The sequence below is a fragment of the Rhodococcus sp. NPDC055112 genome (assembly GCF_053607505.1).
Genome location: NZ_JBSGTR010000063.1, coordinates 1 through 24,116, shown reverse-complemented (window position 1 = coordinate 24,116; position 24,116 = coordinate 1). Strand labels below are relative to the sequence as shown.

Annotated in this window: 27 protein-coding genes and 4 tRNA genes; 17 read left to right on the top strand and 14 right to left on the bottom strand. The window is 68.3% G+C overall.

Annotation, left to right across the window (positions count from 1 at the left end):
• A complete protein-coding gene (locus ACWFRB_RS22200; RefSeq protein ID WP_452643420.1) occupies nt 1–651 on the top strand; it encodes a response regulator in 651 nt (216 codons plus the stop codon).
• Nucleotides 652–717: 66 nt separating this feature from the next.
• Here the strand turns inward: ACWFRB_RS22200 and ACWFRB_RS22195 are convergent.
• The 5 genes from ACWFRB_RS22195 to ACWFRB_RS22175 all read right to left on the bottom strand — a co-directional run bounded on the left by ACWFRB_RS22195 (nt 718) and on the right by ACWFRB_RS22175 (nt 3,189).
• A tRNA-Phe gene (locus ACWFRB_RS22195) sits at nt 718–794 on the bottom strand.
• 53 nt (nt 795–847) lie between these two features.
• A tRNA-Asp gene (locus ACWFRB_RS22190) sits at nt 848–921 on the bottom strand.
• A gap of 47 nt (nt 922–968) precedes the next feature.
• Nucleotides 969–1,041 (bottom strand) — tRNA-Glu (locus tag ACWFRB_RS22185).
• An 80-nt stretch (nt 1,042–1,121) separates the two neighbouring features.
• Nucleotides 1,122–1,817, bottom strand: coding sequence for a ScbR family autoregulator-binding transcription factor (locus ACWFRB_RS22180; RefSeq protein WP_452643408.1), 696 nt, complete (start codon nt 1,815–1,817; stop codon nt 1,122–1,124).
• Nucleotides 1,818–2,067: 250 nt separating this feature from the next.
• Nucleotides 2,068–3,189, bottom strand: coding sequence for a magnesium transporter CorA family protein (locus ACWFRB_RS22175; protein ID WP_452643407.1), 1,122 nt, complete (start codon nt 3,187–3,189; stop codon nt 2,068–2,070).
• A gap of 56 nt (nt 3,190–3,245) precedes the next feature.
• On the opposite strand from ACWFRB_RS22175, the gene ACWFRB_RS22170 reads away from it, so the two are divergent.
• The 3 genes from ACWFRB_RS22170 (at nt 3,246) to ACWFRB_RS22160 (ending at nt 4,117) form a co-directional block, all read left to right on the top strand.
• Nucleotides 3,246–3,321 (top strand) — tRNA-Lys (locus tag ACWFRB_RS22170).
• Between the two features lie 131 nt (nt 3,322–3,452).
• Complete coding sequence (locus ACWFRB_RS22165) at nt 3,453–3,599, top strand: hypothetical protein (protein WP_452643406.1); 147 nt, start codon at nt 3,453–3,455, stop codon at nt 3,597–3,599.
• 134 nt (nt 3,600–3,733) lie between these two features.
• A complete protein-coding gene (locus tag ACWFRB_RS22160; protein WP_452643405.1) occupies nt 3,734–4,117 on the top strand; it encodes an SPW repeat domain-containing protein in 384 nt (127 codons plus the stop codon).
• Here the strand turns inward: ACWFRB_RS22160 and ACWFRB_RS22155 are convergent.
• Nucleotides 4,092–5,327, bottom strand: coding sequence for an MFS transporter (locus ACWFRB_RS22155; protein WP_452643404.1), 1,236 nt, complete (start codon nt 5,325–5,327; stop codon nt 4,092–4,094). The two genes, ACWFRB_RS22160 and ACWFRB_RS22155, sit on opposite strands and share 26 nt — an antisense overlap.
• Nucleotides 5,328–5,439: 112 nt before the next feature.
• Here ACWFRB_RS22155 and ACWFRB_RS22150 point away from each other — a divergent pair, with 112 nt between their 5' ends.
• Nucleotides 5,440–6,315, top strand: a complete 876-nt coding sequence (locus ACWFRB_RS22150) for a LysR family transcriptional regulator (RefSeq protein ID WP_452643403.1) — start codon at nt 5,440–5,442, stop codon at nt 6,313–6,315.
• Nucleotides 6,316–6,325: 10 nt separating this feature from the next.
• On the opposite strand, the gene ACWFRB_RS22145 is transcribed toward ACWFRB_RS22150, so the two are convergent.
• Nucleotides 6,326–6,925 (bottom strand): hypothetical protein, encoded by a 600-nt coding sequence (locus tag ACWFRB_RS22145; RefSeq protein WP_452643402.1) that lies wholly within the window; start codon nt 6,923–6,925, stop codon nt 6,326–6,328.
• Nucleotides 6,922–7,296 carry an MmcQ/YjbR family DNA-binding protein gene (locus ACWFRB_RS22140; protein ID WP_452643401.1) on the bottom strand — a complete coding sequence of 125 codons (375 nt, stop codon included), beginning with the start codon at nt 7,294–7,296 and terminating at the stop codon, nt 6,922–6,924. Before ACWFRB_RS22140 ends, ACWFRB_RS22145 begins: the two co-directional genes overlap by 4 nt.
• Nucleotides 7,297–7,404: 108 nt before the next feature.
• Between ACWFRB_RS22140 and ACWFRB_RS22135 the strand changes: the two genes are divergently transcribed.
• From ACWFRB_RS22135 to ACWFRB_RS22105, 7 genes are all read left to right on the top strand, one after another.
• Nucleotides 7,405–7,857, top strand: coding sequence for a hypothetical protein (locus ACWFRB_RS22135; protein ID WP_452643400.1), 453 nt, complete (start codon nt 7,405–7,407; stop codon nt 7,855–7,857).
• A gap of 109 nt (nt 7,858–7,966) precedes the next feature.
• Nucleotides 7,967–8,569 (top strand): DUF937 domain-containing protein, encoded by a 603-nt coding sequence (locus ACWFRB_RS22130; protein WP_452643399.1) that lies wholly within the window; start codon nt 7,967–7,969, stop codon nt 8,567–8,569.
• 259 nt (nt 8,570–8,828) lie between these two features.
• Nucleotides 8,829–9,788 (top strand): acyl-ACP desaturase, encoded by a 960-nt coding sequence (locus tag ACWFRB_RS22125; RefSeq protein ID WP_452643398.1) that lies wholly within the window; start codon nt 8,829–8,831, stop codon nt 9,786–9,788.
• A 69-nt stretch (nt 9,789–9,857) separates the two neighbouring features.
• Nucleotides 9,858–11,015 (top strand): tRNA dihydrouridine synthase DusB, encoded by a 1,158-nt coding sequence (gene dusB, locus ACWFRB_RS22120; protein WP_077042797.1) that lies wholly within the window; start codon nt 9,858–9,860, stop codon nt 11,013–11,015.
• Nucleotides 11,016–11,152: 137 nt separating this feature from the next.
• Nucleotides 11,153–13,111, top strand: coding sequence for an LCP family glycopolymer transferase (locus ACWFRB_RS22115; RefSeq protein ID WP_452643397.1), 1,959 nt, complete (start codon nt 11,153–11,155; stop codon nt 13,109–13,111).
• A gap of 93 nt (nt 13,112–13,204) precedes the next feature.
• On the top strand, nt 13,205–13,879 hold the full coding sequence (gene phoU / locus ACWFRB_RS22110; RefSeq protein WP_077042798.1) for a phosphate signaling complex protein PhoU: 675 nt from the start codon (nt 13,205–13,207) through the stop codon (nt 13,877–13,879).
• A gap of 146 nt (nt 13,880–14,025) precedes the next feature.
• Entirely contained in the window at nt 14,026–14,676 is a 651-nt protein-coding gene (locus ACWFRB_RS22105; protein ID WP_452643396.1) for a dihydrofolate reductase family protein, read from the top strand.
• Nucleotides 14,677–14,680: 4 nt separating this feature from the next.
• On the opposite strand, the gene pstB is transcribed toward ACWFRB_RS22105, so the two are convergent.
• From pstB to ACWFRB_RS22075, 6 genes are all read right to left on the bottom strand, one after another.
• Nucleotides 14,681–15,457, bottom strand: a complete 777-nt coding sequence (gene pstB, locus ACWFRB_RS22100; protein WP_027503383.1) for a phosphate ABC transporter ATP-binding protein PstB — start codon at nt 15,455–15,457, stop codon at nt 14,681–14,683.
• 78 nt (nt 15,458–15,535) lie between these two features.
• Complete coding sequence (gene pstA / locus ACWFRB_RS22095; RefSeq protein ID WP_452643395.1) at nt 15,536–16,441, bottom strand: phosphate ABC transporter permease PstA; 906 nt, start codon at nt 16,439–16,441, stop codon at nt 15,536–15,538.
• Between the two features lies 1 nt (nt 16,442).
• A complete protein-coding gene (pstC, locus tag ACWFRB_RS22090) occupies nt 16,443–17,492 on the bottom strand; it encodes a phosphate ABC transporter permease subunit PstC (RefSeq protein ID WP_452643394.1) in 1,050 nt (349 codons plus the stop codon).
• Nucleotides 17,493–17,544: 52 nt separating this feature from the next.
• Nucleotides 17,545–18,666 carry a phosphate ABC transporter substrate-binding protein PstS gene (pstS, locus tag ACWFRB_RS22085; RefSeq protein ID WP_452643393.1) on the bottom strand — a complete coding sequence of 374 codons (1,122 nt, stop codon included), beginning with the start codon at nt 18,664–18,666 and terminating at the stop codon, nt 17,545–17,547.
• A gap of 208 nt (nt 18,667–18,874) precedes the next feature.
• Entirely contained in the window at nt 18,875–19,780 is a 906-nt protein-coding gene (gene mshD / locus ACWFRB_RS22080; RefSeq protein ID WP_452643392.1) for a mycothiol synthase, read from the bottom strand.
• 164 nt (nt 19,781–19,944) lie between these two features.
• The gene (locus ACWFRB_RS22075; RefSeq protein ID WP_452643391.1) at nt 19,945–20,715 is read right to left on the bottom strand and encodes a winged helix-turn-helix transcriptional regulator; all 771 of its coding nucleotides are present in this window, start codon (nt 20,713–20,715) and stop codon (nt 19,945–19,947) included.
• Between the two features lie 129 nt (nt 20,716–20,844).
• Here ACWFRB_RS22075 and ACWFRB_RS22070 point away from each other — a divergent pair, with 129 nt between their 5' ends.
• The 5 genes from ACWFRB_RS22070 to ACWFRB_RS22050 all read left to right on the top strand — a co-directional run bounded on the left by ACWFRB_RS22070 (nt 20,845) and on the right by ACWFRB_RS22050 (nt 24,027).
• The gene (locus tag ACWFRB_RS22070; protein ID WP_452643390.1) at nt 20,845–21,624 is read left to right on the top strand and encodes an LmeA family phospholipid-binding protein; all 780 of its coding nucleotides are present in this window, start codon (nt 20,845–20,847) and stop codon (nt 21,622–21,624) included.
• Complete coding sequence (locus ACWFRB_RS22065) at nt 21,621–22,100, top strand: thioredoxin family protein (protein WP_452643389.1); 480 nt, start codon at nt 21,621–21,623, stop codon at nt 22,098–22,100. The genes ACWFRB_RS22070 and ACWFRB_RS22065 overlap by 4 nt, the downstream gene beginning before the upstream one ends.
• A gap of 227 nt (nt 22,101–22,327) precedes the next feature.
• Nucleotides 22,328–22,816, top strand: a complete 489-nt coding sequence (locus tag ACWFRB_RS22060; RefSeq protein ID WP_452643388.1) for a DUF4395 domain-containing protein — start codon at nt 22,328–22,330, stop codon at nt 22,814–22,816.
• Between the two features lie 69 nt (nt 22,817–22,885).
• Complete coding sequence (locus ACWFRB_RS22055) at nt 22,886–23,719, top strand: sulfurtransferase (protein WP_077042806.1); 834 nt, start codon at nt 22,886–22,888, stop codon at nt 23,717–23,719.
• A 2-nt stretch (nt 23,720–23,721) separates the two neighbouring features.
• Nucleotides 23,722–24,027, top strand: a complete 306-nt coding sequence (locus ACWFRB_RS22050) for a DUF1416 domain-containing protein (RefSeq protein WP_027503393.1) — start codon at nt 23,722–23,724, stop codon at nt 24,025–24,027.
• Nucleotides 24,028–24,116 lie beyond the last annotated feature (89 nt).

The window sequence follows — 24,116 nt, the reverse complement described above, 5'->3', positions numbered from 1 at the left end:
GTGCTCCTGGTCGACGACCAGGAGTTGGTGCGCTCGGGGCTGCGACGGATCCTGCGCCGCAAGGACGGCTTCGTCATCGCGGGCGAGTGCGCCGATGGCGCCGAGGTGCCCGCCGCGGTGGCGCTCCACTCCCCCGACGTCGTGGTGATGGATCTGCGGATGAAGCGGGTCGACGGGATCGAGGCGACACGACAGCTGCGTTCGACCGCTCACCCGCCGCCGGTGCTGGTGCTGACCACCTTCGATGACGATCAGTTGCTCTCCGGCGCGTTGCGCGCGGGTGCCGCCGGCTTCATCCTCAAGGATTCGCCCGCTGAGGAACTCATCCGTGCCATCCGCACCATCGCCCAGGGCGGCGCGTGCCTCGATCCGGCGGTCACCGAGCGGGTCCTCGCCGCCTACCGCAACTCCGCACCGGTCCCCGGCAACGGCACGTCGGCCCTCGACGACCTGACCGCACGCGAACTCGACGTGCTGACCCTGATCGGGCGTGGACACTCCAACGCCGAGATCGGTCGGGAACTAGGGATTTCCGGGGTCACCGTGAAGAGTCACGTCGGTCACATCTTCCTCAAGCTCGGGCTTCGGGACCGGGCCGCCGCGATCGTGTACGCCTTCGACAACGGCATCGTCAGCCCCGGGAGTCGATGACTCGAGGGCATACGAAAAACTCCGACCTCGAGTTGAACTCGAAGCCGGAGTTTCAGTAACCACTCATGGTGGCCAGGGCCGGGATCGAACCGGCGACCTTCCGCTTTTCAGGCGGACGCTCGTACCAACTGAGCTACCTGGCCGGGCGGCACCCGAACCGAATGCCTATCGCGCTGTGCCGAATAACGGCACTTTGCGACCCTGACGGGACTCGAACCCGCGACCTCCGCCGTGACAGGGCGGCGCGCTAACCAACTGCGCCACAGGGCCTTGCAGAGTGTTGGTGTCAACAACACTCGATCTTACTGGTCGAACTGTACCCCCTACGGGATTCGAACCCGCGCTACCGCCTTGAAAGGGCGGCGTCCTAGGCCGCTAAACGAAGGGGGCCCCGCCGGATCTCTCCGGCAATTCCCTCAACGGCTTTCCGTTGGGAGCTGGGATAGCTTAAGACACTGATTCGGGAAAACTCAAATCGAGTGGTCAGAGCCGGTTTCTGGCCCATTTTCGGGGGTTTCGGCACCGGTGTCCGCGCGCAGGTCCAGCCAGCCGCTGCGACGCCAGCCCTCGAGCCACTCCTGCGACGCCATCGCCTCGAGCACGACCGCGAGCGCCTCCTCGAACCGTTCGCGCAGCGGCGTGCTGTCGGTGGTGAGGTCGAGCATGTAGCGCTGGCCGGCCAGGGCCGCACCGAGGACGCGGGTGAACGTGCCGGGGTCGGCCCCCTGCCGGAGATGACCCTCGACCTGTGCGCGCAGCACGAGTTCGTGCGCCGTCTGCCCCCACACCTGGGAACCACCGGATCGCACCTCGGCGTAGAACTCGGGCTCGACGATCAGCCGGAACTCCGCCTGGACGATGACGTCGTTGGCGAACCGCTCCGCCAGCTCCATGATGATCGAGTGCAGCACCTGGAACGGGTCGGCGTCGACGGCCTTCCAACGATCATTGGTCTGCGTGTAGTGATCGAGCGCCGAGGCAAGAACGGCCCGGGCGAGCTCTTCCTTCGATTCGAAGTGGAAGTACATCGCGCCCTTGGTGGCGTGCGACCCCTCCAGGATCGTGTTCACCGACGCGGCGGCGTAGCCCCGGCGGGCGAACTCCACCGCAGCGGCTTCGACAATCGCCGCGCGCGTCCTTCGTGCGCGTTCCTGTTGACGTGCCATATGAGCCAGTCGCCTCCGAAAACCGTGCAGCTCTATCTCGTGCCCCGACAGGCCACCAGACGACCTCGTTGTCACCTTAGCCCTAATTTGGACTCTTTCGGGGGAACCTCGTGCGGAATCCACCTACCTGCGGGTAAGGTATCCAGACCGCAGAACACACCGAGTGGTACGATTCAGCCGGCTCGGGTGCGGCGCAGGGGGTGCGCACCCGAGCCGTTTGTGTCTCGACGCCGCGCGGCGGCAGTCCCGGTCACAGCCAGTCTCGGCGCTTGAAACTCAGCCACAGCCCGGAGGCGAGCCCGACCAACAGGACCGTGCTCAGCCAGAACCCCTCCGTCTGACCGAAACCGGGAAACGGGATGTTCTGGCCGAAGTAGCCCGTCACCCCGGTGGGAATGGCGATGATCGCCGCCCAGGCGGTGAGCTTCTTCATGATCTCGTTCAGCGAATTGCCCTGCATTGCAAGGTGCGTCGCGAGAATCGACTCGATGGTGTCGCGCAACCCGTCGATTCGTTCGGTGGCACGCAGGGCGTGGTCGTAGATGTCCTGATAGTAGGGCGTCATCTCGGCGTCGAGCACGTGCGCGCCCTGCCGGAGCAACGCGCTGAAGGCCTCGTTCATCGGGAGCACTGACCGGGACAGCTGCACCACCGCCTTGCGGAGCGTGAAGCTCTGCAGCTGGACCGCGTTCCTCGACCGCCCCGCGCTCTGCGCACCGTCCGAGATCAACAGCTCGTCCTCGAGCCCCTGGATCTCCTCGTCCAGGGCATCGAGGGCGACGAAGTACCCGTCCACGATCTCGTCGAGGACGGTGTGCAGCAGGAAGCCGACACCGAATCCCGCGAGATCCGGGTTGTCGTCCCAGTCCTCGAGGATCGGATCGATCGCGAAACGGTCATCGGACCGGATGGTGATCAGCGCACGATCGAGGATGAAGATCGAGATGTCGGTGGTGCTGAGACGGCCGCCCTTCGCGTCGAAACGCACAGCGCGCGTATGCAACATGCTGTGATCACGGAACCTGACCAGCCGGGGACGCTGGTGCCCGGTGATCGCCCCCTCCACCGCCAACGGATGCAACGCCACCGCGCCGCCGATCAGCGGGGACAGCGCGACGATGTCGCCGACCGACGGGGCGAGCAGATCGACCCAGATGAGCGCGTCCTCGTCCGACCGGTACGAGGCGATCTCGTCGAGCGGAAGATCCGAACCCGCCAGCACCGCCTTCCGGTAGAGCCGGTTTCGGACTTCGCACGACACATGAACCGTCTCGATTCGCGGCTTCTCCATCAGCCCTCCCATGGCCTCCCCGCCATCATCGCGCACCCGGCAGGCAACGAGCGCCGACGCGGCCGAGATCGGCGCGGTCACCGTTGCCGGGGTCCTGTCCTCGCCGACGCGGCGAAGCCACTAGACTCCTGCACCGCGCCCCTATAGCTCAGTTGGTAGAGCTACGGACTTTTAATCCGCAGGTCGTAGGTTCGAGCCCTACTGGGGGCACCATCGGGTCCCGCCAGGCAATCGCCTGGCGGGGCCACTTCGTCTCCGGCCCCCCGCGGCGCCGTGACCGCCTCCGTCGACACGCCCAGGCCGCGTCAATGGCCTTCCGCGCCGGATTGGAGCATGCTCTCCCAATGGAACACATGGTCGACCCCCCGGTCCCGCTCTTCAGCCATCCCGACAACACCAGCCTCACCGCCTCGGCCTCGACGCCGAGTTCTGCGCCCGCGCCGCAGCCCCTGTTCAGCAGCCCGTCGGGCGGAAGCGCCGGCCTGGACTGAGTGCCTCCCGAATCCGATTCGTGGCTCGACACCCACCCACCGCGGGTCCAGAATGGGGACACCGGAAGCGAGTGACGTCACGCTCCGATCCCCTAAGCCGGTGAGCGTGGCGGCGCACCATCAGGGAGGCTGCCATGAGCGATTCCGAACACGTCCGCGAGGTACGCCGCGACATGGTCGTCGTCGCGACCGGGATCGCCCTCGTGCTGCTGAGCATGTGGGTGCCGGATCACGGCTACCGGCAGATCACCGGCGCCATCCTCATCCTCGGACTGCTCGCCTACTCCGCAGGCCTGTGGGCCATGTCCACCGAATCACGGTCGAGCCATTGGGGTCTCATCGCCCTCGGGCTCTTCCTGCTCGCCACGCCGCTGGCGATGGACTTCCCCAGCGGCACGACCACGGCCGCGATCGTGACCGTGGCAGCGGGGGCGATCGTGACGGCGGCGGGCGTGCTCGGCCTCGCGGCCAGACAACAGGCCGCCCTGCCGCTCACGCGGGCGCGTCAGCGCGTCTGACCTCGACCGTCCGCAGCATCAGCAGACAGAGCCAGATCGCGGCGAGCAGCAGCACGCCGATATAGGCCACGGTCGCCGTCCATCCGCCCCACCCGAATGCGAGGCCTGCACCGACGGCGGCCAGGCTCGAGCCGAGGTAGTAGGCGCACAGGTACAGCGAAGACGCCTCCGCACGGTGCTCGGTGGCGAGCGCACCCACCCAGCCGCTCGCCACCGAGTGCGCTGCGAAGAACCCTCCGGTGAACAGCAGCATGCCGACCAACACCAGCGCGAGATCGTCCGGCAGCGTCACCAGCAGGCCGACCGCGCTCACACACACCGCTGCCAGGAGCACCCATCGCCTGCCGACCAGGTCGCCCAGCCGACCGGCCGCCGCGGCGGTGACCGTCCCCGCGAGATAGAGCAGGAAAACCGCGCCGACCGCGGCCTCCGTCAGATCGAACGGCGGGGCCAGCAGCCGAAAACCGAGGAAATTGTAGGCGGAGACGAAACCGCCCATCAGGATGAAGCCGAGCGCGAACAGCACCCGCAGGTCCGGGTTACGAAGGTGTAGAACGAGATTGGCCGTGACCGTCCCCCAGCTCACGCGCTTGGGCCGAAAGAAGCGCGACCCCGGCATGGTCTTGGCCATCACGACCGCCAGCAGCACCGCCGCCACCGCGGACACCTCCATCGCCCATCGCCAGGTGCTCATGTCGAGCACCGTGGACGGGATCAGCCTGCCCAGGAGTCCGCCGATCGTGGTACCGGCGACGTACCGGCCCATCGCGGCCCCCAGGTCCCTGCCGTGCACCTCCTCAGCGAGGTACGCCATCGCGACGGCCGGGATCCCCGCCAGGGCCAACCCCTGGACCACGCGACCGACGAGCAGCCATTCGATCGTCGGACTGAGGGGCAGAACCAATCCGACCGCGCAGGACAGCACGGCCGACCAGACCATCACCCTGGTGCGTCCGAACCGCTCGGAGAGCACGCTCGCCGGGATGATGGCCAGAGCGAGCACGCCGGTGGTCACCGAGACCGCGAGTGCGGCCGTGCCGGGTGGCACCGCGAAGGCCTGTGCCAGCGCGGGCAGCAGCGCCTGCGTCGAGTACATCGAGATGAAGGTGGTCAGCCCGGCCGCGAACAGGGCCAGCGTGATCCGGGTATAGCCGGGCGATCCGCGCCGGTGCGGTGCGTCCTGCCGCGCGAGTGTCGTCGTCATAGTCATCAGGTGGCCTCCGAGTCCATACTGACCGACCTGCACATATCGACAAAATGAGAGTTTTCGGTGTTCTATATGCAGATCAAGCATATGTAGTCGTCAACGGATCGGGACCGACATGCTCTCCGCCGACCTGAAATGGTTCGTGGTCCTCGCCGAGGAGGGCCAGGTGACGTCCGCGGCCGACTTGCTGCGACTGTCACAACCGACGCTGTCGCGACGGTTGGCCCGGCTCGAGCGACAGCTCGGCGTGGAGCTGTTCGACCGTCACGGACGCCGTCTCCGCCTCAACCAGCACGGCCGGTTGATGTTCGAGCACGCCTCGCGCGCGCTGACGGAACTCACGAGCGCCGAGGAGCGGATCGCCACGATGACGAGTCCCACGGCGGGCACCGTGCGACTCGACTTCCTGCATTCGTTCGGCACCTGGCTGATCCCCGACCTGATCCGTGGCTTCCGTGCCGAGGCGCCGCGGATCCGGTTCGCGCTGCACCAGGACGCCGCCGGGCTCCTCGGCGAACGGGTCCGGTCCGGTCACGCCGATCTGGCCGTGGTCTCGCCCCGACCGGACGCCGCCGACCTGCAGTGGCTGCTGCTGAGCCGTCAGCCCCTCGCGCTCGCGGTCCCGACCGGGCATCGCCTGGCCGCCCGGGCCGCTATCGACCTCGGCGACGCCGCCGACGAGCCCTTCATCGCCATGCATCCCGACTACGGCATGCGACGGCTCCTGGACGAGGCCGCGAAGGAGGCCGGATTCACGCCCGAGATCGTCTTCGAGAGCAGTGAACTCGCCACGGCGACGGGCCTGGTGTCCGCCGGGCTGGGCGTGGCGCTGGTCCCGGTCGCGCAGGCGGCCCGCTGGCCCGACGGGATCGTGATCATCCCGATCCGTGGTGCGCGTGCGGCACGCGAGATCGGGATGATCTGGGCCCTTGACCGCCCCTTGGCCCCGCCGGTCCTGCGCTTCCGTGACTTCGTCGCGCGGCGGACCTGAGTCGCGGGACTCAGCCCCGCTCGTCCGGGCCAGGCGCGGTTTCCGCGTCCGCCGCTCGGCGCACCCTTTCCTCCTCGCGCATCCTCGCGAGCTCGTCCCCACGGCGCCGGTAGGACACGCTGCGCGCGACGAACACCGCGAAGGCCAGGGCGCCGATGATCGCGCCGACCAGCGACGCGCCCCGGAATCCGGGCGCGTCCACGTCGAGGATCCGCTCCCCCGCGTGCGCGGCGGTGTTCCCACCCAACACCACCGTCAGGGTCAGCAGGTTCGGAAGTGCCGCAACGATTCCCAGGGTCACCGCCACCACCTGCACCACGCGACTGTGCCTTCGGCCGCGGACCCGCCAGGCCAGGAAGAACAGCAACAGCGGCACCGCCGTGCACAGCACGCCGTACATCAGCCCCCAGGCGATGCCCCTCGAGAAGCTGCCCGCCGACAACGCCCCGGCTTGCTGCGCCCACCATCGCGGCAGGAACGCGGCCAGGATGAAGTACGTGATCACCAGGACGACAGCGAGAATCAGCCCGGCGATCACCTTCCTGGCCCAGCCGGGCAGACCCCCCTTCCCGGCCGATGCCGCACCGGCGGCCGCATTCTCCTCGCTCATGTCGCACCGTCCTCCTCGAGCACCGGGCGCGCGAGCGTCTTCGGCGCAACCAAGATGAAGCTGGTCCTGACCCACTCGCGCAGTTGCGCCCAGCGCTCCTCGTCCGCATCCGTTTCGACGTCGAGCGCCACCCACCCGTGCCTGCCGAGGCCGTAGCCGGCCGGACTGGCCCCGGATTCGGTGGCGACCACCGCGGCGGCCTCGTCCTTCGTCAGCTTGAACGAGAGATGCTCGGCCGTGGCATCACTGAACACGAAGTTCTTGCCCCGTACCCGGAAAGTGGGATGGTCGCCCCACGCGGCCACATCGACCCGCTCCGCTTCCGGGAGGTCGGCGATGATCTCCTCGAGACGTCGCATGTTGTCGCCCATGGCGTGAATCCTGCTCGCATCGCTCGGGTTCCGCCAGCGGCGGACCACACGTGTTGTTACCGTGGATGCAGCACGCGTGACACCCGATCCGATGCGAGGGAGAGCGCCATGCGAACCTGGGTCCACTTCGTCCTGCTGCTGTGCGGGATCGCGGTCGGCATCGGCGCATTCCTGCCGATCATGCAGGACGTCACGCCCACCGAGGTCGAGATCCGCGATCTGATAAACGGATTCCCCGCAGGCTGGGCACTCGAGCAGCTCAGTGATCAGTCGGTGACGTTCTACAAGTCGATGGCGATGCTGCTGGTGGCCTCGGCGGCGCTCCTCCTGCTCAGCGCGCTCGTCGGCTCGAGGGCGTTCGGCTGGGTCGGCGTCATCGTCGGCGTGATCACCCTGGCCGCGTTCTTCTTTCGGGTCAACGAACGCTTCGGCAACGAGTTCCGCGACAACGCGTCGAACCTGTTGAGCAATCAGATGGGGCTCAACCTCGTTGCCGGCGGGCTCGTCGTGGCAATGTTCGCCTGCCTCGTCCCGCGCGAAAAGGCCTCCGCGACCGTCTGAATCGACGCGCCGGTCCGCGCGCCGATCCTCCCAACCTGCCGGAACGGTCACTAGTGTCGGACGCACCCGGACACTCGAGAAAAGAGCGTCCACGAAGAGGCGGGCACTCATGGCATCACTTGACGACCTTTTGTCCCAGATCCCGATCAGCCAGATCGCTGCCAAGCTCGGGGTCGACGAGGAGACCGCGACCGCGGCGGTGAAGACGGCCATCCCGACCCTTGTCGGCGGTCTCGAGGCGAACGCCCAGGACCCGGCGGGTGCCGCATCGCTGGAATCCGCCCTCGCGCAGCACTCCGATCCGGCCCTGCTCACCGGCGGCGTCGACATCGACCAGGTCGACGAGGCCGACGGCGAGAAGATCGTCAACAACGTGTTCGGCGACAACAAGAACCAGGTGATCAGCGCACTCGGCAACACGGGCGGCGCCGGTGACAGCAACCTCGTCGGCAAGCTGCTCCCGATCCTGGCCCCCATCGTGCTGGCGTTCATCGCCAAGCAGTTCTCCGGCGGCGGCGCAGCGGCGCCCGCGCAGGCCCAGTCCGGTGGCGGCATCGGTGACCTGCTCGGCGGCCTGCTCAGCGGCGGCGGACAGTCCGCGGGCGGCCTCGGAAATGTTCTCGGCAGCCTCCTCGGTGGCGCGGCGGGCGGCGGCGCGGCCGGCGGCCTCGGCGACCTGCTCGGTGGCCTGCTCGGCGGCGGGCGCAAGTAGTTCACACCCACTCTCTGCCGTGATGGCGGTGTCCCTCCTCGGGACGCCGCCATCACTCTTCTGAGTGGCGGGGATCCGGGCGCGATACCCCGGAGCCGGGCTGTAACGAAGGACCGGACCGCGCCGATGAGCCGGAGGGGGGTTGACCCATGTCCGGCGGTAACTCCCAGGCTGTGAGCATTTCAAACGATTCACAACGTGGTTACGGTCCCGTAGGCTACGTTGAGCCGATTTCCGACAAAACTTGGAGGGCATGCGTATGGCCAGGGATCTGACCCAACTCGAACTGCTTCAGGAGCTGGCGCAGGTTGCTGAGGAGAATGTGAATCGCCACATCTCCATGGCCAAGGAATGGCACCCCCACGACTACGTCCCGTGGGACGAGGGCCGCAACTTCGCCGCGATGGGTGGCGACGACTGGGACATCGAGCAGTCTCAGCTCGACGAGGTCGCGCGCGCGGCCATGATCACCAACCTGCTCACCGAGGACAACCTGCCGTCCTACCACCGCGAGATCGCCGAGAACTTCTCGATGGACCACGCCTGGGGCACCTGGGTCGGTCGCTGGACCGCCGAGGAGAACCGGCACGGCATCGTGATGCGCGACTACCTCGTCGTGACCCGCGCGGTCGACCCCGTCGAGCTCGAGCGCTTCCGCATGGAGCACATGACCAACGGCTACTCCTCGCTCCCCGATGGCGGCGCCGCCGGCCTGCTGCACTCCGTCGCCTACGTGACGTTCCAGGAACTCGCGACCCGCGTGTCCCACCGCAACACCGGCAAGGCCTGCAACGAGCCCATCGCCGACAAGATGCTGCAGCGCATCGCCGCGGATGAGAACCTGCACATGATCTTCTACCGCAACGTCTGTGGCGCGGCCCTCGACCTGGCACCCGATCAGGCGCTGCGATCGATCAACGAGATCGTCCAGAACTTCCAGATGCCGGGTGCGGGCATGCCCAACTTCCGCCGCAATGGCGTGCTGATGGCCAAGCACGGCATCTACGACCTCCGTCAGCACCTCGAGGAGGTGGTGATGCCGGTGCTCCGCAAGTGGAACATCTTCGAGCGCACCGACTTCACCGCCGAGGGCGAGCAGATCCGTGAGTCCCTCGCCAAGTTCCTCGAGAACCTCGAGGCGCAGGCCGTCAAGTTCGAGGAGCAGCGCGACCGCATGCTGGCCCGCGAGGCCGCCAAGCGCGAGCAGCAGGCTTCCTGACAGCGCCAGCTATTCTGTGCCCGGTACCGAAACAGGTACCGGGCACAGCCCTTTCTATCGAGGTATCGAATGTCATCACCCGCAGGCCAGCACCTCCGAATCGGCTCATTGGAGCTGCGCAGCCCCGTCGTGCTCGCCCCGATGGCCGGCATCACGAACGTGGCGTTCCGCACCCTGTGCCGTGAGCTGGAGCTCGCCCGTTCGGGCAGCACCTCCGGGCTGTACGTCTGCGAGATGGTGACCGCGCGGGCCCTGGTCGAGCGCCAGCCCGCGACCCTGCACATGACCACCTTCGGGCCCACCGAGACGCCGCGGTCGCTGCAGCTGTACACCGTGGACCCGGCCACCACCTACGCCGCCGCGAAGATGATCGTCGACGAGAACATGGCCGACCACATCGACATGAACTTCGGCTGCCCGGTTCCCAAGGTGACCAGCAAGGGCGGCGGCGCGGCCCTGCCGTACAAGCGCACCCTGTTCGGCCAGATCGTCGCGGCCGCCGTCCGCGCGACCGAGGGCACCGACATCCCGGTCACCGTGAAGTTCCGGGTCGGCATCGACGACGAACACCACACCCACCTGGACGCCGGGCGCATCGCCGCGGGCGAGGGCGCGGCCGCGGTGGCCCTGCACGCACGCACCGCCGCCCAGCGGTATTCGGGCACCGCGGACTGGAACGAGATCGCCCGGCTCAAGGAGCACGTCACCGACGTCCCGGTCCTCGGCAACGGCGACATCTTCGCCGCCGAGGACGCGGTCCGGATGATGGCGGAGACCGGCTGCGACGGCGTCGTCGTCGGCCGCGGCTGCCTCGGCAGGCCGTGGCTGTTCGCCGAGCTGAGCGCCGCACTCGCGGGTACCCCCGAACCGACTCCGCCCAACCTCGGCGAGGTCGCGTCCATCATCCGGCGGCACGCCGAGCTCCTGGCGGACCACCACGGCGAGGACAAGGGCCTGCGCGAGCTGCGCAAGCACGTCGCCTGGTATCTCCGCGGCTTCCCCGCCGGGTCGGAGATGCGCGTCGCGATGGCCATGGTGTCCACCCTCACCGAGCTCGACGACCTCCTCGCCCAGCTCGACCCGACGGTGCCCTTCCCCAAGGACGCCGAGGGTCCGCGCGGGCGCCAGGGGTCGCCCGGCAAGGTCTCCCTGCCCGAGGGTTGGCTCGACGATCCGGAGGACTGCCTCGTGCCCGCGGGCGCCGACCTGATGCACTCGGGCGGCTGACCAGTGCAGTCCGGTCGCTGCACAGACTCCGCTCCCGCAGCGCTCGAGCCTGAGTGGAACCAGCGGTCCCGATAAGTATCATGTTGTCACCGTCCGGTGTGGCGGTGGCGCATACGCGAGAGGCAGGGTTCAAGTAGGTGAGCGACGATCAGACTCCAGGCCCAGCGCCTGAAGGTCGCGCTCCCTGGGAACGACCGCTCTCGCAGGTGAGCAGGCCCCAGTATCGGCCCGAGTCGCAGCAGCCCCCCGGCCCCGATCGGCCGGCCCCCGGCCCTCCAGACCAGCAGTGGACCGACAGCGGCCGGATCGGTCGCAGGCACGGCGAACCCGGCGAGCACACCGAGCGGATCTCCGTCTCCGACCTGGTGAACCGCGACAGCCCGCCCCCCGCCGACAGCGGCCGGATGAAAACTCCCGCGATGTCGCCGCTGCCACCCGCCCGTCCGCGGCAGGACCCGGTGCCCGATCCGCCGCCTGCGCCGACCACCGGCTGGCTGCGCCGGGCGGAGCCCGAGCACGTCGGCCCCGCCGCAGGTGAGCCCGCCCGTGTCGGCGCACCAGGCGAGACCCGCCTCGCCGCGAGCAAGAGCCGCAAGCAGAAGCGGTGGCGGGTGCTCGGCCGCAGCGCGGTCGCGGTGGCCGCGGCCGCCTCCGTCGGGATCACCGGCGTCGCGTGGGGCTACCTGCGCAACACCGACAACGGCTTCAGTCAGGTGGCCGCGCTCGACCTCGACAGCACCGACGTCGTCGACCCGGGTGGGCAGACCGGTGACGAGACCTACCTGATCGTCGGCACCGACACCAGGGCGGGCGCGAACGGCGGCGTTGGCGCCGGTTCGGTTGAAGACGCCGAGGGCGCCCGCGCCGACACGGTCATCCTGGTCAACATCCCGGCGGACCGCAGCCGGGTCGTCGCGGTGTCGTTCCCCCGCGACCTGGACATCGCCCGGCCCAGTTGCGCGGACTGGAACAGCGACACGGGCCAGTATTCGACCGAGATGAACCCGGCGGCGGACAACGACAAGCTCAACTCGGCCTACGCGTTCGGCGGGCCGAAGTGCCTGGTCAAGGTGATCCAGAAGATGTCGGGCCTCAAGATCGGCCACTTCGTGGCCATGGACTTCTCCGGTTTCGAGTCGATGGTCAACCAGGTCGGCGGCGTGGAGGTCTGCACGACCACACCCCTGATCGACGGGGAACTCGGAACCGTCCTGCCGAACGCGGGCAAGCAGACGATCGACGGCGCCACCGCGCTGAACTACGTGCGGGCGCGCAAGGTCGAGGCCGAGGGCAACGGAGACTACGGCCGGATCAAGCGCCAGCAGGTGTTCCTCTCCTCGCTGCTGCGCGGGGCGCTGTCCAACAAGGTGCTGTTCGACCCCGGCAAGCTCAACGGCTTCATCAACGCCTTCACCCGCGACACCTTCGTACAGAACATCGACACCAAGTCGCTCGTGATGCTTGGCCGGTCGCTTCAGAACGTGGACGCGGGCGCGGTCACCTTCCTCACCGTCCCCACCGCGGGCACCAACGAGCTGGGCAACGAGATCCCCCGCCAGGACGACATCGACGCGATCTTCCAGGCGATCATCGACGACGAGCCCCTGCCGGGCGAGGAGCGCAAGGACCCGGCACCCTCCGCCGCACAGTCGGCCCCGAAGCCAGCCGCACCCGCGCCGCCTGCGCTCGAGGCGGTCAGCCCGACGGACGTCTCGCTGCAGGTGTCCAACGGGTCGGGTGTCACCGGGCTCGCCGCCACCGCCGCCGACGACCTCGGCTCGTACGGATTCCAGATCTACAGCGTCGGAAACTACACAGGCACCAGCACGAACACGCTGGTCCGCTACTCGCCCGGGCTCGACGCGGAGGCCGCGACGGTGGCGTCCTCGCTGCCCGGCGCGGTGCTGCAGGAGTCCTCCGATCTCGGCGGCATCGTCGAGGTGGTACTCGGGTCGAGCTTCTCCGGAAAGGTCGCCGCGCCCAAGTCCGTCGGCGCCGCGCTGACCCCGACGCTGGCCCCGAAGAGCGCCTCCGCGGCCGACACCCTGCCCGCCGATCTGGCGTTCACCAATGCGGCAGACGATTCCTGCGCATAACGGGCATTTACCGCCCTGACGTGCACCGTCATTCATGCCGCGTTAACCCAATGACCGTGACTTGGTATCCCACACGCCGTAGGCTTTGATTCCATGCGCGTGGCTTACAACGAACAGATGACCGAGCTCGCCGACATGCTCGGCGAGATGGCGGGCCTGGCGGGCGCGGCGATGGAGCGGGCGACGCAGTCGCTGCTCCAGGCCGACCTGTCGCTCGCCGAGCAGGTCATCAGCGATCACGACCAGATCACCGAGCTCAGCGTCGCCTGCGAGGAGCGGGCGTTCGCTCTGCTCGCGCTGCAGGCGCCGGTCGCAGGTGATCTCCGGTCCGTGGTCAGCGGAATCCAGATCGTCTCGGACATCGATCGGATGGGGGCGCTGGCGCTGCACGTCGCCAAGATCGCTCGCCGCCGACATCCGAACCACGTGCTGCCCGAGGAGGTCAACGGCTACTTCGCCGAGATGGGCCGGATCGCGGTCGCCCTCGGGGCCGGCGCTCGTGAGGTCCTCGAGACCCGCGACCCCGAGCGGGCCGCGAAGCTCCGCGAGGAGGACGACGCGATGGACGATCTGCACCGTCACCTCTTCAGCGTGCTGATGGACCGGGAGTGGAAGCACGGCGTGGCCGCGGCCGTCGACGTGACCCTGCTGGGCCGGTTCTACGAGCGCTTCGCCGATCACGCGGTCGAGGTCGCACGGCGCGTCATCTTCCTGGTCACCGGCAAGATGCCCGTCGACCCCGAAGAGACCACCTCGCTGGAGTCCTGACCTCACCGGATTCCCTTCCGACCACACCGACATCAGACGCCCCGACCGGAATCCGGTCGGGGCGTTCTTTTTGCGCCGCGATGAGTTCGGTGCGCGAACCCGGTCTATCTCACCGAGAGGATCCACCGACCCGTTGGGAGACATCCATGCCTAAGCTCCGCGTGCACAACCTCGCGATCTCGCTCGACGGATACGTGGCGGGCCAGGACCAGGACGCCGCCAACCCGCTCGGGGTCGGCGGTGAGCGACTCCACGAGTGGGTGTTCGCGACAAGGACCGGCCGCCGGATGCTCGGCGAGGACGGCGGCGAGGAGGGCCTCGACGACGACTCCCTGGCCCGCGGCGACCGCGGGATCGGCGCGACCATCATGGGGCGCCACATGTTCGGCCCGATCCGCGGCGACTGGGGAGACGGCGACTGGACCGGTTGGTGGGGCGACAATCCGCCCTACCACCACGACACCTTCGTGCTCACCCACCACCCGCGCCCTTCCGTCGAGATGGCGGGCGGCACGACGTTCCACTTCGTGACCGACGGGATCGAGGCGGCGCTCGAGCGGGCGTTCGACGCGGCGGCAGGCCGAGACGTACGGATCGGCGGCGGCGCCGACACGATCCAGCAGTACCTGCGCGCTGGACTGATCGACGAGCTGCACCTGACGATCGTGCCTATCCTGCTCGGCAGCGGCGAGCGGCTCTTCGACCGGCTCGACGGCGGACCGCACGGCTACGAGTGCGCCGAACTGGTGAGCTCGCCCGCCGTCACCCACGTCCGGCTGGTCAGGTCGACGGACTGATCGCCTATCCGAAGCGACCGGAGATGTAGTCCTCGGTGGCCTTCTGCGTCGGGTTGGAGAAGATCTTCTCGGTGTCGTCGATCTCGACGAGCCGGCCCGGCTTGCCGGTGGCCTCGAGATTGAAGAACGCGGTCTGATCGCTGACCCGGGCGGCCTGCTGCATGTTGTGCGTGACGATCACGATGGTGAAGTCCTTCTTCAGCTCCGTGATCAGGTCCTCGATGGCCAGTGTCGAGATCGGGTCGAGCGCCGAACACGGCTCGTCCATGAGCAGCACGTCGGGCGAGACCGCGATGGCGCGGGCGATGCACAGACGCTGCTGCTGGCCGCCGGAGAGCCCGCCGCCGGGCTTGTCGAGACGGTCCTTGACCTCGTTCCACAGGTTTGCGCCGCGCAGCGACTGCTCGGCGACCTCGTCGAGCTGCTTCTTGTTGCGCACCCCCTGCAGCTTCAGCCCGGCCACCACGTTGTCGCGGATCGACATGGTGGGGAACGGGTTCGGACGCTGGAACACCATGCCGATGGTGCGGCGGACGCCGACCGGGTCGACCTGCGAGCCGTAGATGTCCTCGCCGTCGAGCAGGATGGCGCCCTCGACGCGGGCACCGGGGGTGACCTCGTGCATGCGGTTGAGCGAGCGCAGCACCGTCGACTTGCCGCAGCCGGAGGGGCCGATGAAGGCGGTCACATTGCGCGGGGGCACGGACAGACCCACATCCGCGACGGCGTGGAACTTGCCGTAGTAGATGTTGACGTCCTTGAGATCAAGACGCTTGGCCATGGTGGCTCCCTCGGGGTTGTTTGAGCGTTGTACTGAGATTCGGTCGCTGCGCAGGCTTCGCTCCTGCCCTCATCGTGGTCACTTGCTCCTGACCCGGGAGAGGTGACCGATCGCCTTCGCCGCGATGTTCAGCACCGCGATCAGCATGATCAGCGTGAGCGCCGCGCCCCAGATTCGGCTGGCGCCCGCGTCGGTCGGGTTGTTCATCTCGGCGACCATGACGCCGGGCAGCGACCCCATCTCGCCGTTGAACATGTCGTAGTTGATGAAGGGCGCGTAGCCGACCAGGATCAGCAGCGGCGCGGTCTCGCCGAGCACGCGGGCCAGGGCCAGCATGACGCCGGTGATGATGCCCGGCAGCGCGGTGGGGACGACGATCCGCATGATCGTCTTCCACTTCGGCACGCCGAGCGCGTAGGAGGCCTCGCGCAGGTCCTGCGGCACGATGCGGAGCATCTCCTCGGTGCTGCGGACGACGACGGGGACCATCAGCAGGACCAGCGCCAGCGACACCGCGAACGCGGACTTGGGGAACCCGAAGGTCGCGATCCACAGGGCGTAGATGAACAGCGCGGCCACGATGGACGGGACACCGCTGAGGATGTCGACCATGAACGTGGTGAGCCGGCCCAGCTTGGACGGGCCCGCGTACTCCACCAGGTAGATGGCGACGAACAGCCCGAGCGGGATGGACAGCGCCGCGCACACCAGTCCCTGGATCAGGGTTCCGATCAGGGCGTGGTAGATGCCGCCGCCGGTGGCGGAGGCGGACAGGCCGCTGAACGAGTTGGTGAACCAGGTGGCGCTGGTCATCGCGGGCAGGCCGCGGACGATCACGGTGTAGAGCACCCACACCAACGGCACCAGCGCGACCAGCACCGCGAGGGTGACGAGGACAGCCGCCGTCAGGTCGGCGAACCGTCGCCGCCCGCTGACCCCCTGGAAGGTCGGCTTCTTGACGGGTCGATCGAGGGTCACCGTCATGTCAGGCCCTCTTTCCGGCGATCGCGGCGCGGGCCGCTGCGTTGACCACGAAGGTCAGGATGAACAGCACCAGGCCGACCGCGATGTAGGCGCCTGCCTGGATCTCGTTGTTGAACTCGGCGTAACCGAGCGCGATCTTCGAGGCGATGGTGGAACCGCTGTCGAACAGCGACCATCCGAACGCCTTCGAGGTGGTGCGCAGGATCATGTAGAGCGCCATCGTCTCGCCGAGCGCCCGGCCGAGGCCGAGCATGGAACCGCTGATGTAGCCGGACTTCCCGAACGGGATGATGGTGGTCTTGACGACCTCCCACTTGGTGGCGCCGAGCGCCAGCGCCGCCTCGATCTGGGAGGTCGGGGTCTGCACGAAGACCTCGCGGGTGACCGCGGTGATGATCGGCAGGATCATCACCGCGAGCACGATGCCCGCGGTGAAGATCGTGCCGCCGCCCGCGATCGAGCCGGAGCCGGTGGCGAACAACGGGATCCACGACAGGTTCTCGTTGAGCCAGACGGCCAGCGGCTTGATCGCGGGGGCGAAGATCAGCAGGCCCCACAGGCCGTACACGATCGACGGCACGGCGGCCAGCAGGTCGATCACGTACGCCAGCGGCCGTGCGAGCCGCTTCGGCGAGTACTCGGTGAGGAAGATCGCGATGCCGAGCGCCACCGGCATGGCCAGCGCCAGTGCGAACACCGACACCAGCACGGTGACCTGGAACAGGTCCAGGACACCGAACGCCATGCTGTTGATGTTGTCGGTGTCCCATGTGCTGCTGGTGAGGAAGTTCACCTCGTTGCGGGCGAGTGCCGGCACCGCCCGCCACACCAGGAACGCACCGATCGCGCCGATCAGCACCGAGATGAACACGGCCGAGCCGGTCGCCATCGAGGTGAAGACCCGGTCACCCGGGCGCGTCACCGTCTTGGACGAGGCTGCAGGTGTTGGAGTGATCGGTGCCTCCGGTGTTCCGAGCGGACCTCCCACCCCAACCCCGGGATCACCGGGGTTGGGGGTGCGAGGTGCCGATTGGGTGGGCGCGTCGCTCATCTGCGCTCGCAATCTTCTTCGTTGAATATAGAGCCTGGACCGGTCGGAACAATCAGCCGATGGCCGAGATGGACGCGTTCAGCTTGTCCTTGACCGTGGCGGGCAGCGGCACGTAGCCCTGCGCGGACAGCTCCGACTGGCCCTCGTTGGCGGCGCTGGTCAGGAACGACTTGACGGCCGCAGAAGTGTCGGCGTCGTAGCCCTTGGAGCAGACGATCTCGTAGGTGGCCAGGACCAGCGGGTACGCGCCTGCCTCATTGGTGCCGTAGATCGAGTTCAGGTCGAGCGTCAGGTCGCCGACGCCCTCGGTCTTGAAGGCCGCGCCCTCGATCGCCTTGCTTGCGGAGTCCTCGGTCAGCGCAACCGCGCCCGCGCCGCTGTCGATCTGGGCGGCCTTGAGCTTGTTCTGGTCCGCGAAGGACTTCTCGACGTAGGTGATCGAGCCGGGCGCGCCCGCGACGGCCTGCGCGACGCCTGCCGAACCCTTGGCGCCCTCACCGATGCCGCCCTTGAAGTCGGAGCCGGCGCCCTGGGTCCACGCGCCCTTCGAGGCGGTGGTCAGGTACTGCTGGAAGTTGTCGGTGGTGCCCGAGGAGTCGGAGCGGACGATCACGGTGATGTCCTGGTCCGGCAGGGTGGCGCCGCTGTTGAGCGCGGCGATGGCCGGGTCGTTCCACTTCTTGATGCCGCCGTTGAAGATCTTGGCGATGACCTCGCCGTTGAGCGTCAGGTTGTCGACGCCGTCGAGGTTGTAGGCGAGGGCGACCGGGCCGAAGACCAGCGGCAGGTTCCAGGCGTCGTTGCCCGCGCAACGCTCCTTGGCCGCGGCAGCCTGCTCGGCCTTGATGGCGGAGTCGGAACCGGCGAAGTCGATCTGCTTGGCGATGAACTGGGTGCGCCCGTCGCCGGAACCGCTGGGGTTGTAGGCGAGGTTGACGGTCTTGCCCTTGTCCTTGCACACCGCGATGTACGTGGAGGTGAAGGCGTCCATCGCGTTCTTCTGCGCGGAGGAACCGGCCGCGGACAGCGTGTCCTTGCCCTCGCAGGCGGCGTTCGAGGCGGAGGTGTCCACCGTCGTGCCCGAGGCGGAGTTGTCGTCGCTGCCGCACGCGGTCAGGGCCATGGCACCTGCGGCCAGCACACCGAACATCGCAGCACTGCGCTTGAGGTTCACGCTATTTCCTCCGGGAGGCTCAACTTCACGCCCGTGTCGGGCGGTGTTCCGTGGCGCAGTCCGCATGAGCGCTGCACCAGGCAGCACGGCGCCGCCCAACGAGAAAGGTAGGGGCAGGTGGTGGACAGAGCGTCCCAGAACGGTGAACGGAGGGTGAACTCATGACCGGGTGAGGCACATCTCACCCCCTGCCACGGCAAACAGCCCCTCAGGCGTACGCGACATCCACGTGGAACCGCTCGAATCCGAGCCGCTCGTACGTGTGCAGCGCCGCGACGTTGTCCGCCTCGGTGTACAGCAGCACCGTCCCCAGGCCACGCTCGCGCAGATACCGCAGGCCCGCGACGGTGAGCAGCCTGCCGAGGCCCCTGCCCTGCGCCCCCGGGTCGACCGCCACCACGTACACCTCGCCGAGCTCGCCCGATTCGGACGTCGCCGGATGCACCTTGGTCCAGTGGAATCCCAGGACGGCGCCGGTTCCCGCATCGGCCGCGATGAACAGGCCCTCGGGGTCGAACCAGGCCTCGGCGCGCCGCTTGGCGATCTCCCGTTCGGTCCAGGACCCCTGCTCGGGATGCCAGTCGAAGGCCGCGGCGTTGACTCGAAGCAACTCGGCGTCGTCCTCGGGCTCCGCATAGGTCCGCAGGATCACGCCGTCGGGAACCTCGACGTCGGGCAGCTCCGGCCGGTCCAACGGTCGACGCAGCTGCAACAGCTCGCGGACGGGGCTCAGGCCGAGGTGCGCGGCGACGGCACGGGCGGCGGGCAGGTCGCCGTGGGCCCACACCCGGGCGCCCTCGCCGCCCTTCGCCAGGGCCTCCCTGATCAGGCCACGACCGATCTTGGCACCCCGATGCGCCGGGTCGACGGCGACCTCCACCATCGCCGGGTGTTCCCCGTGCGACGGCTCGAGGCTCGCGTACCCGACGATCGAATCGTCCAGCGTCCACAGCAGGTGCCGCGACGACTCCGATTTACCGACGATGTGGTGCACGGCCTGCTCGGAGAGCGGCGCGGTCCCGTCCGCCGCGAGCGCCCGGTCCAGCACACCGTGCACCTGCGCGACCTGGTCGTCGTCGAGCAGATAGAACCAGCTCCTGGCCGCCTCTGGCATCTAGTGCCTCGCTCCCGAAGTCAATTGATGGTTGCCGGGGATCCACGTGGATGCATCGCAAGGCGGAGGAGTCCCAGGTAGCGGGGCTCTACCTGGGACTTCGACAACGCAGCGAGGCGCCGCGTTGGCCCCGGCAACCGCGAGAAGACTTCGGGTGCGGGGCACTAAAGGACCGTCCCGTTGGCCGGGGTCAGCTCCGAATCGTCGACCGCGCCACCCTCGTCGTCGCTCTGGTCGTCGGCGGGCTGGGGCGCGGCGCCGGACTTGCGACTGGGCCGGACGGCCTTGTAGCCGACGTTGCGCACGGTGCCGATGAGGGCCTCGTACTCCGGGCCCAGCTTGGCGCGGAGCCGTCGCACGTGCACGTCCACCGTCCTGGTGCCGCCGAAGAAGTCGTAACCCCAGACCTCCTGCAGCAGCTGCGCGCGGGTGAACACCCGACCCGCATGCTGCGCGAGGTACTTGAGGAGCTCGAACTCCTTGTAGGTGAGGTCGAGCGGGCGACCACGGAGCCGGGCCGTGTAGGTGCCCTCGTCGATGACCAACTCGCCGAGCGTGATCTTGCCGGAGTTCTCCGGGCTGGCGACGCCGCCGCTGCGCCCCACCAGGAGCCGCAGCCGGGCGTCCAGCTCGGCCGGTCCGGTGCCGGGCAGCAGGATGTCGTCGAGACCCCAGTCGGCGTTCACCGCGACCAGACCGCCCTCGGTGAGGACCGCCACGACGGGAACCGCGGACCCGGTGCTACCGAGCAGCCGGCACAGGCCGCGCGCAGCGGCCAGATCCGTCCTGGCATCGACGAGGGCGACGTCGGCGGAGCCGGCCTCGAGCAGCGAGGCGACCTCGGTCGGGGCTGGTCGCACGGTATGTGCCAGGAGCGCAAGTGAAGGCAGCACCGACTCAGGGTGTGGGTCCGAGGTCAGCAGGAGCAGCTCCACGCGGCCTCCCCTTCTCGCCGTTTCATGTGCCCGGGCACGGCCGACAGTGACGCGATACTCGAACAGACTAACGTGCCGTGCCCGGTGGGCACCCCACACAGCCCCGTTCCGGTCAGCAACAATGGTGCCGTGCGGAAACTGATTCTCAGCCTCGTGTTGTTGTTGGCGCTCGCGGTGGTCGTCGACTTCGGCGCGGCCGCCTACTCCGAGTATCGAGTCTCACGGAGCCTGCGCGCGGGCGGTGAGCTGAATTCGGACCCCGACGTGACCATCGGCGGCTTCCCCTTCCTCACCCAGGCTGTGAACGGCAAATACGAGAACGTCGAGATCCGCGCGCGGGGCGTCGACAGCCAGGTTCTCGGCGAGGTCACCATCGAGGCGAACCTGCGCGGGGTGAACATCCCCGCATCCGACCTGGTGAACGGCAGCGTCAAGACGGTCCCCGTCGACCAGCTCGACGGCCGGATCCTGATCGACGCAACCGCGCTTGGCCAGTTCCTCGGCATCCCCGACCTCCAGGTGTCCGCGCCGCCTGCGGACAAGTCCGACGGCACCGGCGGATCCGGCGGGTCCGGGATGACCACCGCCGGCGGTGTGGTGCTGACCGGCACGGTTCCGATCGGTCCGCTGTCGGCGGCCGTCAGCGTGCAGGCCGACCTCCTCCTAGACGGCGAGAACGTCAAGATCGTCGCCACCGACCTCTACTTCGGCCCCGAGGGCAACGCGGACTTCACCGTCCCCGCACCGTTCAAACCCGCCGTGCTCGGACTGTTCACCCGCACCGTCGAGGCCCAACGGCTGCCCTTCGGCGTGCTGCCCACCAAGGTCTACGCGGAGGGCTCGCAGGTCGTGATCGAGGGCTCCGGCGAGAACGTGGTGATCAACCTCGACGATCTGCAGGCGCCATGACAGGTCTGCTCGTCCTCGCGCTGGTCCTCGTCGCGGCCGTGGCGGCCGGGCTGGTGCTTCGGGCCCGGTCGGGCGCCGTGCGGGCCACCACACCGTCCGATTCCGGCTCCGACACCCGCCGAGCCCTGCTCGCGGAGGCCGGGGTTGCGGGCGCGGGCCCGGCCGTCCTGCATTTCTCCGCCGACTGGTGCGGGCCGTGCGCGGCCGTCCGCCGGGTGATCGGCCAGGTGCTCGAGACGCTCGACGGGGAACTCGACCCGGCGTCGACCCGGGCCGTGGAGATCGAGGTCGACATCGACGAGAACCCCGCGCTCGCAGCCGAACTCGGCGTCCTGTCGCTGCCGACCACGTTCATCTTCGACGCCGGCGGCGTGCAGCGGTACCGGGTGTCCGGGGTTCCGACCGCCGCCGACCTGCGGGCCGCGCTGCTCCCCCTGTGCGGACCCGGGGATTCACACCCGCCCGAAAACGGGTAAGCTGCCTCTCGTGCAAACCAGCCAGGAGCTCATGCTCACCCGACGCCGCACAGTTGATCTGTGCCGCCTCGGCGGTTGTTGCTGTACCTGCTGCTGATTCCACGGCTGACGTTCTCCGCTCATCCGGCTTTTCCTGCCTGAGCACCGCGCCGTGATCGCAATCCGGAATACCCGCGGTTCATCTCCGCACGTCAAGGCATCCGTTTCAAGCGCAGGAGTTCTCTCCCATGTCCACCTCCACCACCTCCCGGTCCAGCACCGGTAGTGCCGACCAGGTCGACGTCCGCGGACCGCGGTTCGCGGCCTGGATCACCACCGGTGTCCTCGTGGCCGTGCTCGTACTGTCAACGTTCTCCCTGGTCGAGGCCGGTCTGCTGCTCGCGGCGCAGGCCGTGGTCTTCGGGCTCGGCGCAGCCCGCGGCCCCCGCAACAGCCCGTACGGCCAGGTGTTCGCCCGGTTCGTCGCGCCGCGGCTGTCCCCGACCACCGAGCGCGAGCCGGTCGCCCCGCTGAAGTTCGCCCAGCTCGTCGGCCTCGCCTTCGCGGTCGTCGGCGTGGTGGGCTTCCTCACCGGCCTCACGGTCGTCGGCACCGTGGCCACCGGGTTCGCCCTCTTCGCCGCACTGCTGAACGCGGCCTTCGCGTTCTGCCTCGGCTGCCAGATCTACCCGCTCGTGGCCCGCTTCCGCAGGTCGACACCGATCACTGCGGCGTAGCCGCGCATTCCAACCGGCCCTAGGCCGCACCACCCCACATACCCCGCAAGAAGTATCGAAAGGAAAACCATGGCTCGCTCCGACGTCCTGGTCTCTGCCGACTGGGCCGAGCAGAACCTCAACGCACCGAAGACGGTCTTCGTCGAGGTCGATGAAGACACCTCGGCCTACGACGGCGGCCACATCGAGGGTGCTGTTCGGCTCGACTGGCGCAAGGACCTGCAGGACGGCGTCCGTCGTGACTTCCTCAACCGCGAGCAGTTCTCCGCGCTGCTGTCCGCCAAGGGCATCGCCAACGACGACACCGTCGTGCTCTACGGCGGCAACAACAACTGGTTCGCCGCGTACGCGTACTGGTACTTCAAGCTGTACGGCCACCAGGACATCAAGCTGATCGACGGCGGCCGCAAGAAGTGGGAGCTCGACGGCCGCCCGCTGTCGAAGGACGAGGTCGTCCGCCCGGCCACCACCTACCAGGCCGGCGAGCCGGACACCTCCATCCGCGCCTTCCGCGACGAGGTCATCAACGCCATCGGCAGCAAGAACCTGGTCGATGTGCGGTCGCCCGACGAGTTCTCCGGCAAGATCCTCGCGCCCGCGCACCTCCCGCAGGAGCAGGCGCAGCAGCGTGGCCACGTCCCCGGCGCCATCAACATCCCGTGGAGCACCACCGCCAACGAGGACGGCACCTTCAAGTCCGACGAGGACCTGACGAAGCTCTACGCCGAGAAGGGCTTCGACGAGAGCAAGGAAACGATCGCCTACTGCCGCATCGGCGAGCGCTCGAGCCACACCTGGTTCGTGCTGCAGGAGATCCTCGGTAAGAACAATGTCAAGAACTACGACGGCAGCTGGGTTGAGTACGGCTCCCTCGTGGGTGCACCGATCGAGTTGGGAGCCTAGTTATGTGTGGAGCACCTGTTCAGGGTCAGACCCTGCCCGCGGGCGTGGACGTCGAGAAGGAAACCGTCATCACCGGCCGCGTGCTGGCCGCTGACGGCCAGCCGGTGGGCGGCGCATTCGTCCGCCTGCTCGACGGCACCGGCGAGTTCACTGCCGAGGTCGTGGCCTCGGGCACCGGCGACTTCCGGTTCTTCGCCGCCCCCGGCACCTGGACCGTGCGTGCGCTGTCCAGCACCGGCAACGGCGACACCACCGTCACCCCCGAGGGCAACGGCGTCCACAACGTGGACATCACCGTCTCGAAGTAAGCGCCTCCGGCGCCCGTGCGCGAGTCGCACCCCAACCAGGGTGAAACACGCACACAGTTCGGCCAAGCGGCCCCGCTCCCCCACCAGGG

Coding starts and splice junctions, on each gene's coding strand:
- ACWFRB_RS22180 (WP_452643408.1), bottom strand. CDS start 1,817: ATGGCACGTCAACAGGAACGCGCACGAAGGACGCGCGCGGCGATTGTC.
- ACWFRB_RS22165 (WP_452643406.1), top strand. CDS start 3,453: ATGGAACACATGGTCGACCCCCCGGTCCCGCTCTTCAGCCATCCCGAC.
- ACWFRB_RS22160 (WP_452643405.1), top strand. CDS start 3,734: ATGAGCGATTCCGAACACGTCCGCGAGGTACGCCGCGACATGGTCGTC.
- ACWFRB_RS22155 (WP_452643404.1), bottom strand. CDS start 5,327: ATGACTATGACGACGACACTCGCGCGGCAGGACGCACCGCACCGGCGC.
- ACWFRB_RS22150 (WP_452643403.1), top strand. CDS start 5,440: ATGCTCTCCGCCGACCTGAAATGGTTCGTGGTCCTCGCCGAGGAGGGC.
- ACWFRB_RS22145 (WP_452643402.1), bottom strand. CDS start 6,925: ATGAGCGAGGAGAATGCGGCCGCCGGTGCGGCATCGGCCGGGAAGGGG.
- ACWFRB_RS22140 (WP_452643401.1), bottom strand. CDS start 7,296: ATGGGCGACAACATGCGACGTCTCGAGGAGATCATCGCCGACCTCCCG.
- ACWFRB_RS22135 (WP_452643400.1), top strand. CDS start 7,405: ATGCGAACCTGGGTCCACTTCGTCCTGCTGCTGTGCGGGATCGCGGTC.
- ACWFRB_RS22130 (WP_452643399.1), top strand. CDS start 7,967: ATGGCATCACTTGACGACCTTTTGTCCCAGATCCCGATCAGCCAGATC.
- ACWFRB_RS22125 (WP_452643398.1), top strand. CDS start 8,829: ATGGCCAGGGATCTGACCCAACTCGAACTGCTTCAGGAGCTGGCGCAG.
- dusB (WP_077042797.1), top strand. CDS start 9,858: ATGTCATCACCCGCAGGCCAGCACCTCCGAATCGGCTCATTGGAGCTG.
- phoU (WP_077042798.1), top strand. CDS start 13,205: ATGCGCGTGGCTTACAACGAACAGATGACCGAGCTCGCCGACATGCTC.
- ACWFRB_RS22105 (WP_452643396.1), top strand. CDS start 14,026: ATGCCTAAGCTCCGCGTGCACAACCTCGCGATCTCGCTCGACGGATAC.
- pstB (WP_027503383.1), bottom strand. CDS start 15,457: ATGGCCAAGCGTCTTGATCTCAAGGACGTCAACATCTACTACGGCAAG.
- pstA (WP_452643395.1), bottom strand. CDS start 16,441: ATGACGGTGACCCTCGATCGACCCGTCAAGAAGCCGACCTTCCAGGGG.
- pstC (WP_452643394.1), bottom strand. CDS start 17,492: ATGAGCGACGCGCCCACCCAATCGGCACCTCGCACCCCCAACCCCGGT.
- mshD (WP_452643392.1), bottom strand. CDS start 19,780: ATGCCAGAGGCGGCCAGGAGCTGGTTCTATCTGCTCGACGACGACCAG.
- ACWFRB_RS22065 (WP_452643389.1), top strand. CDS start 21,621: ATGACAGGTCTGCTCGTCCTCGCGCTGGTCCTCGTCGCGGCCGTGGCG.
- ACWFRB_RS22060 (WP_452643388.1), top strand. CDS start 22,328: ATGTCCACCTCCACCACCTCCCGGTCCAGCACCGGTAGTGCCGACCAG.
- ACWFRB_RS22055 (WP_077042806.1), top strand. CDS start 22,886: ATGGCTCGCTCCGACGTCCTGGTCTCTGCCGACTGGGCCGAGCAGAAC.
- ACWFRB_RS22050 (WP_027503393.1), top strand. CDS start 23,722: ATGTGTGGAGCACCTGTTCAGGGTCAGACCCTGCCCGCGGGCGTGGAC.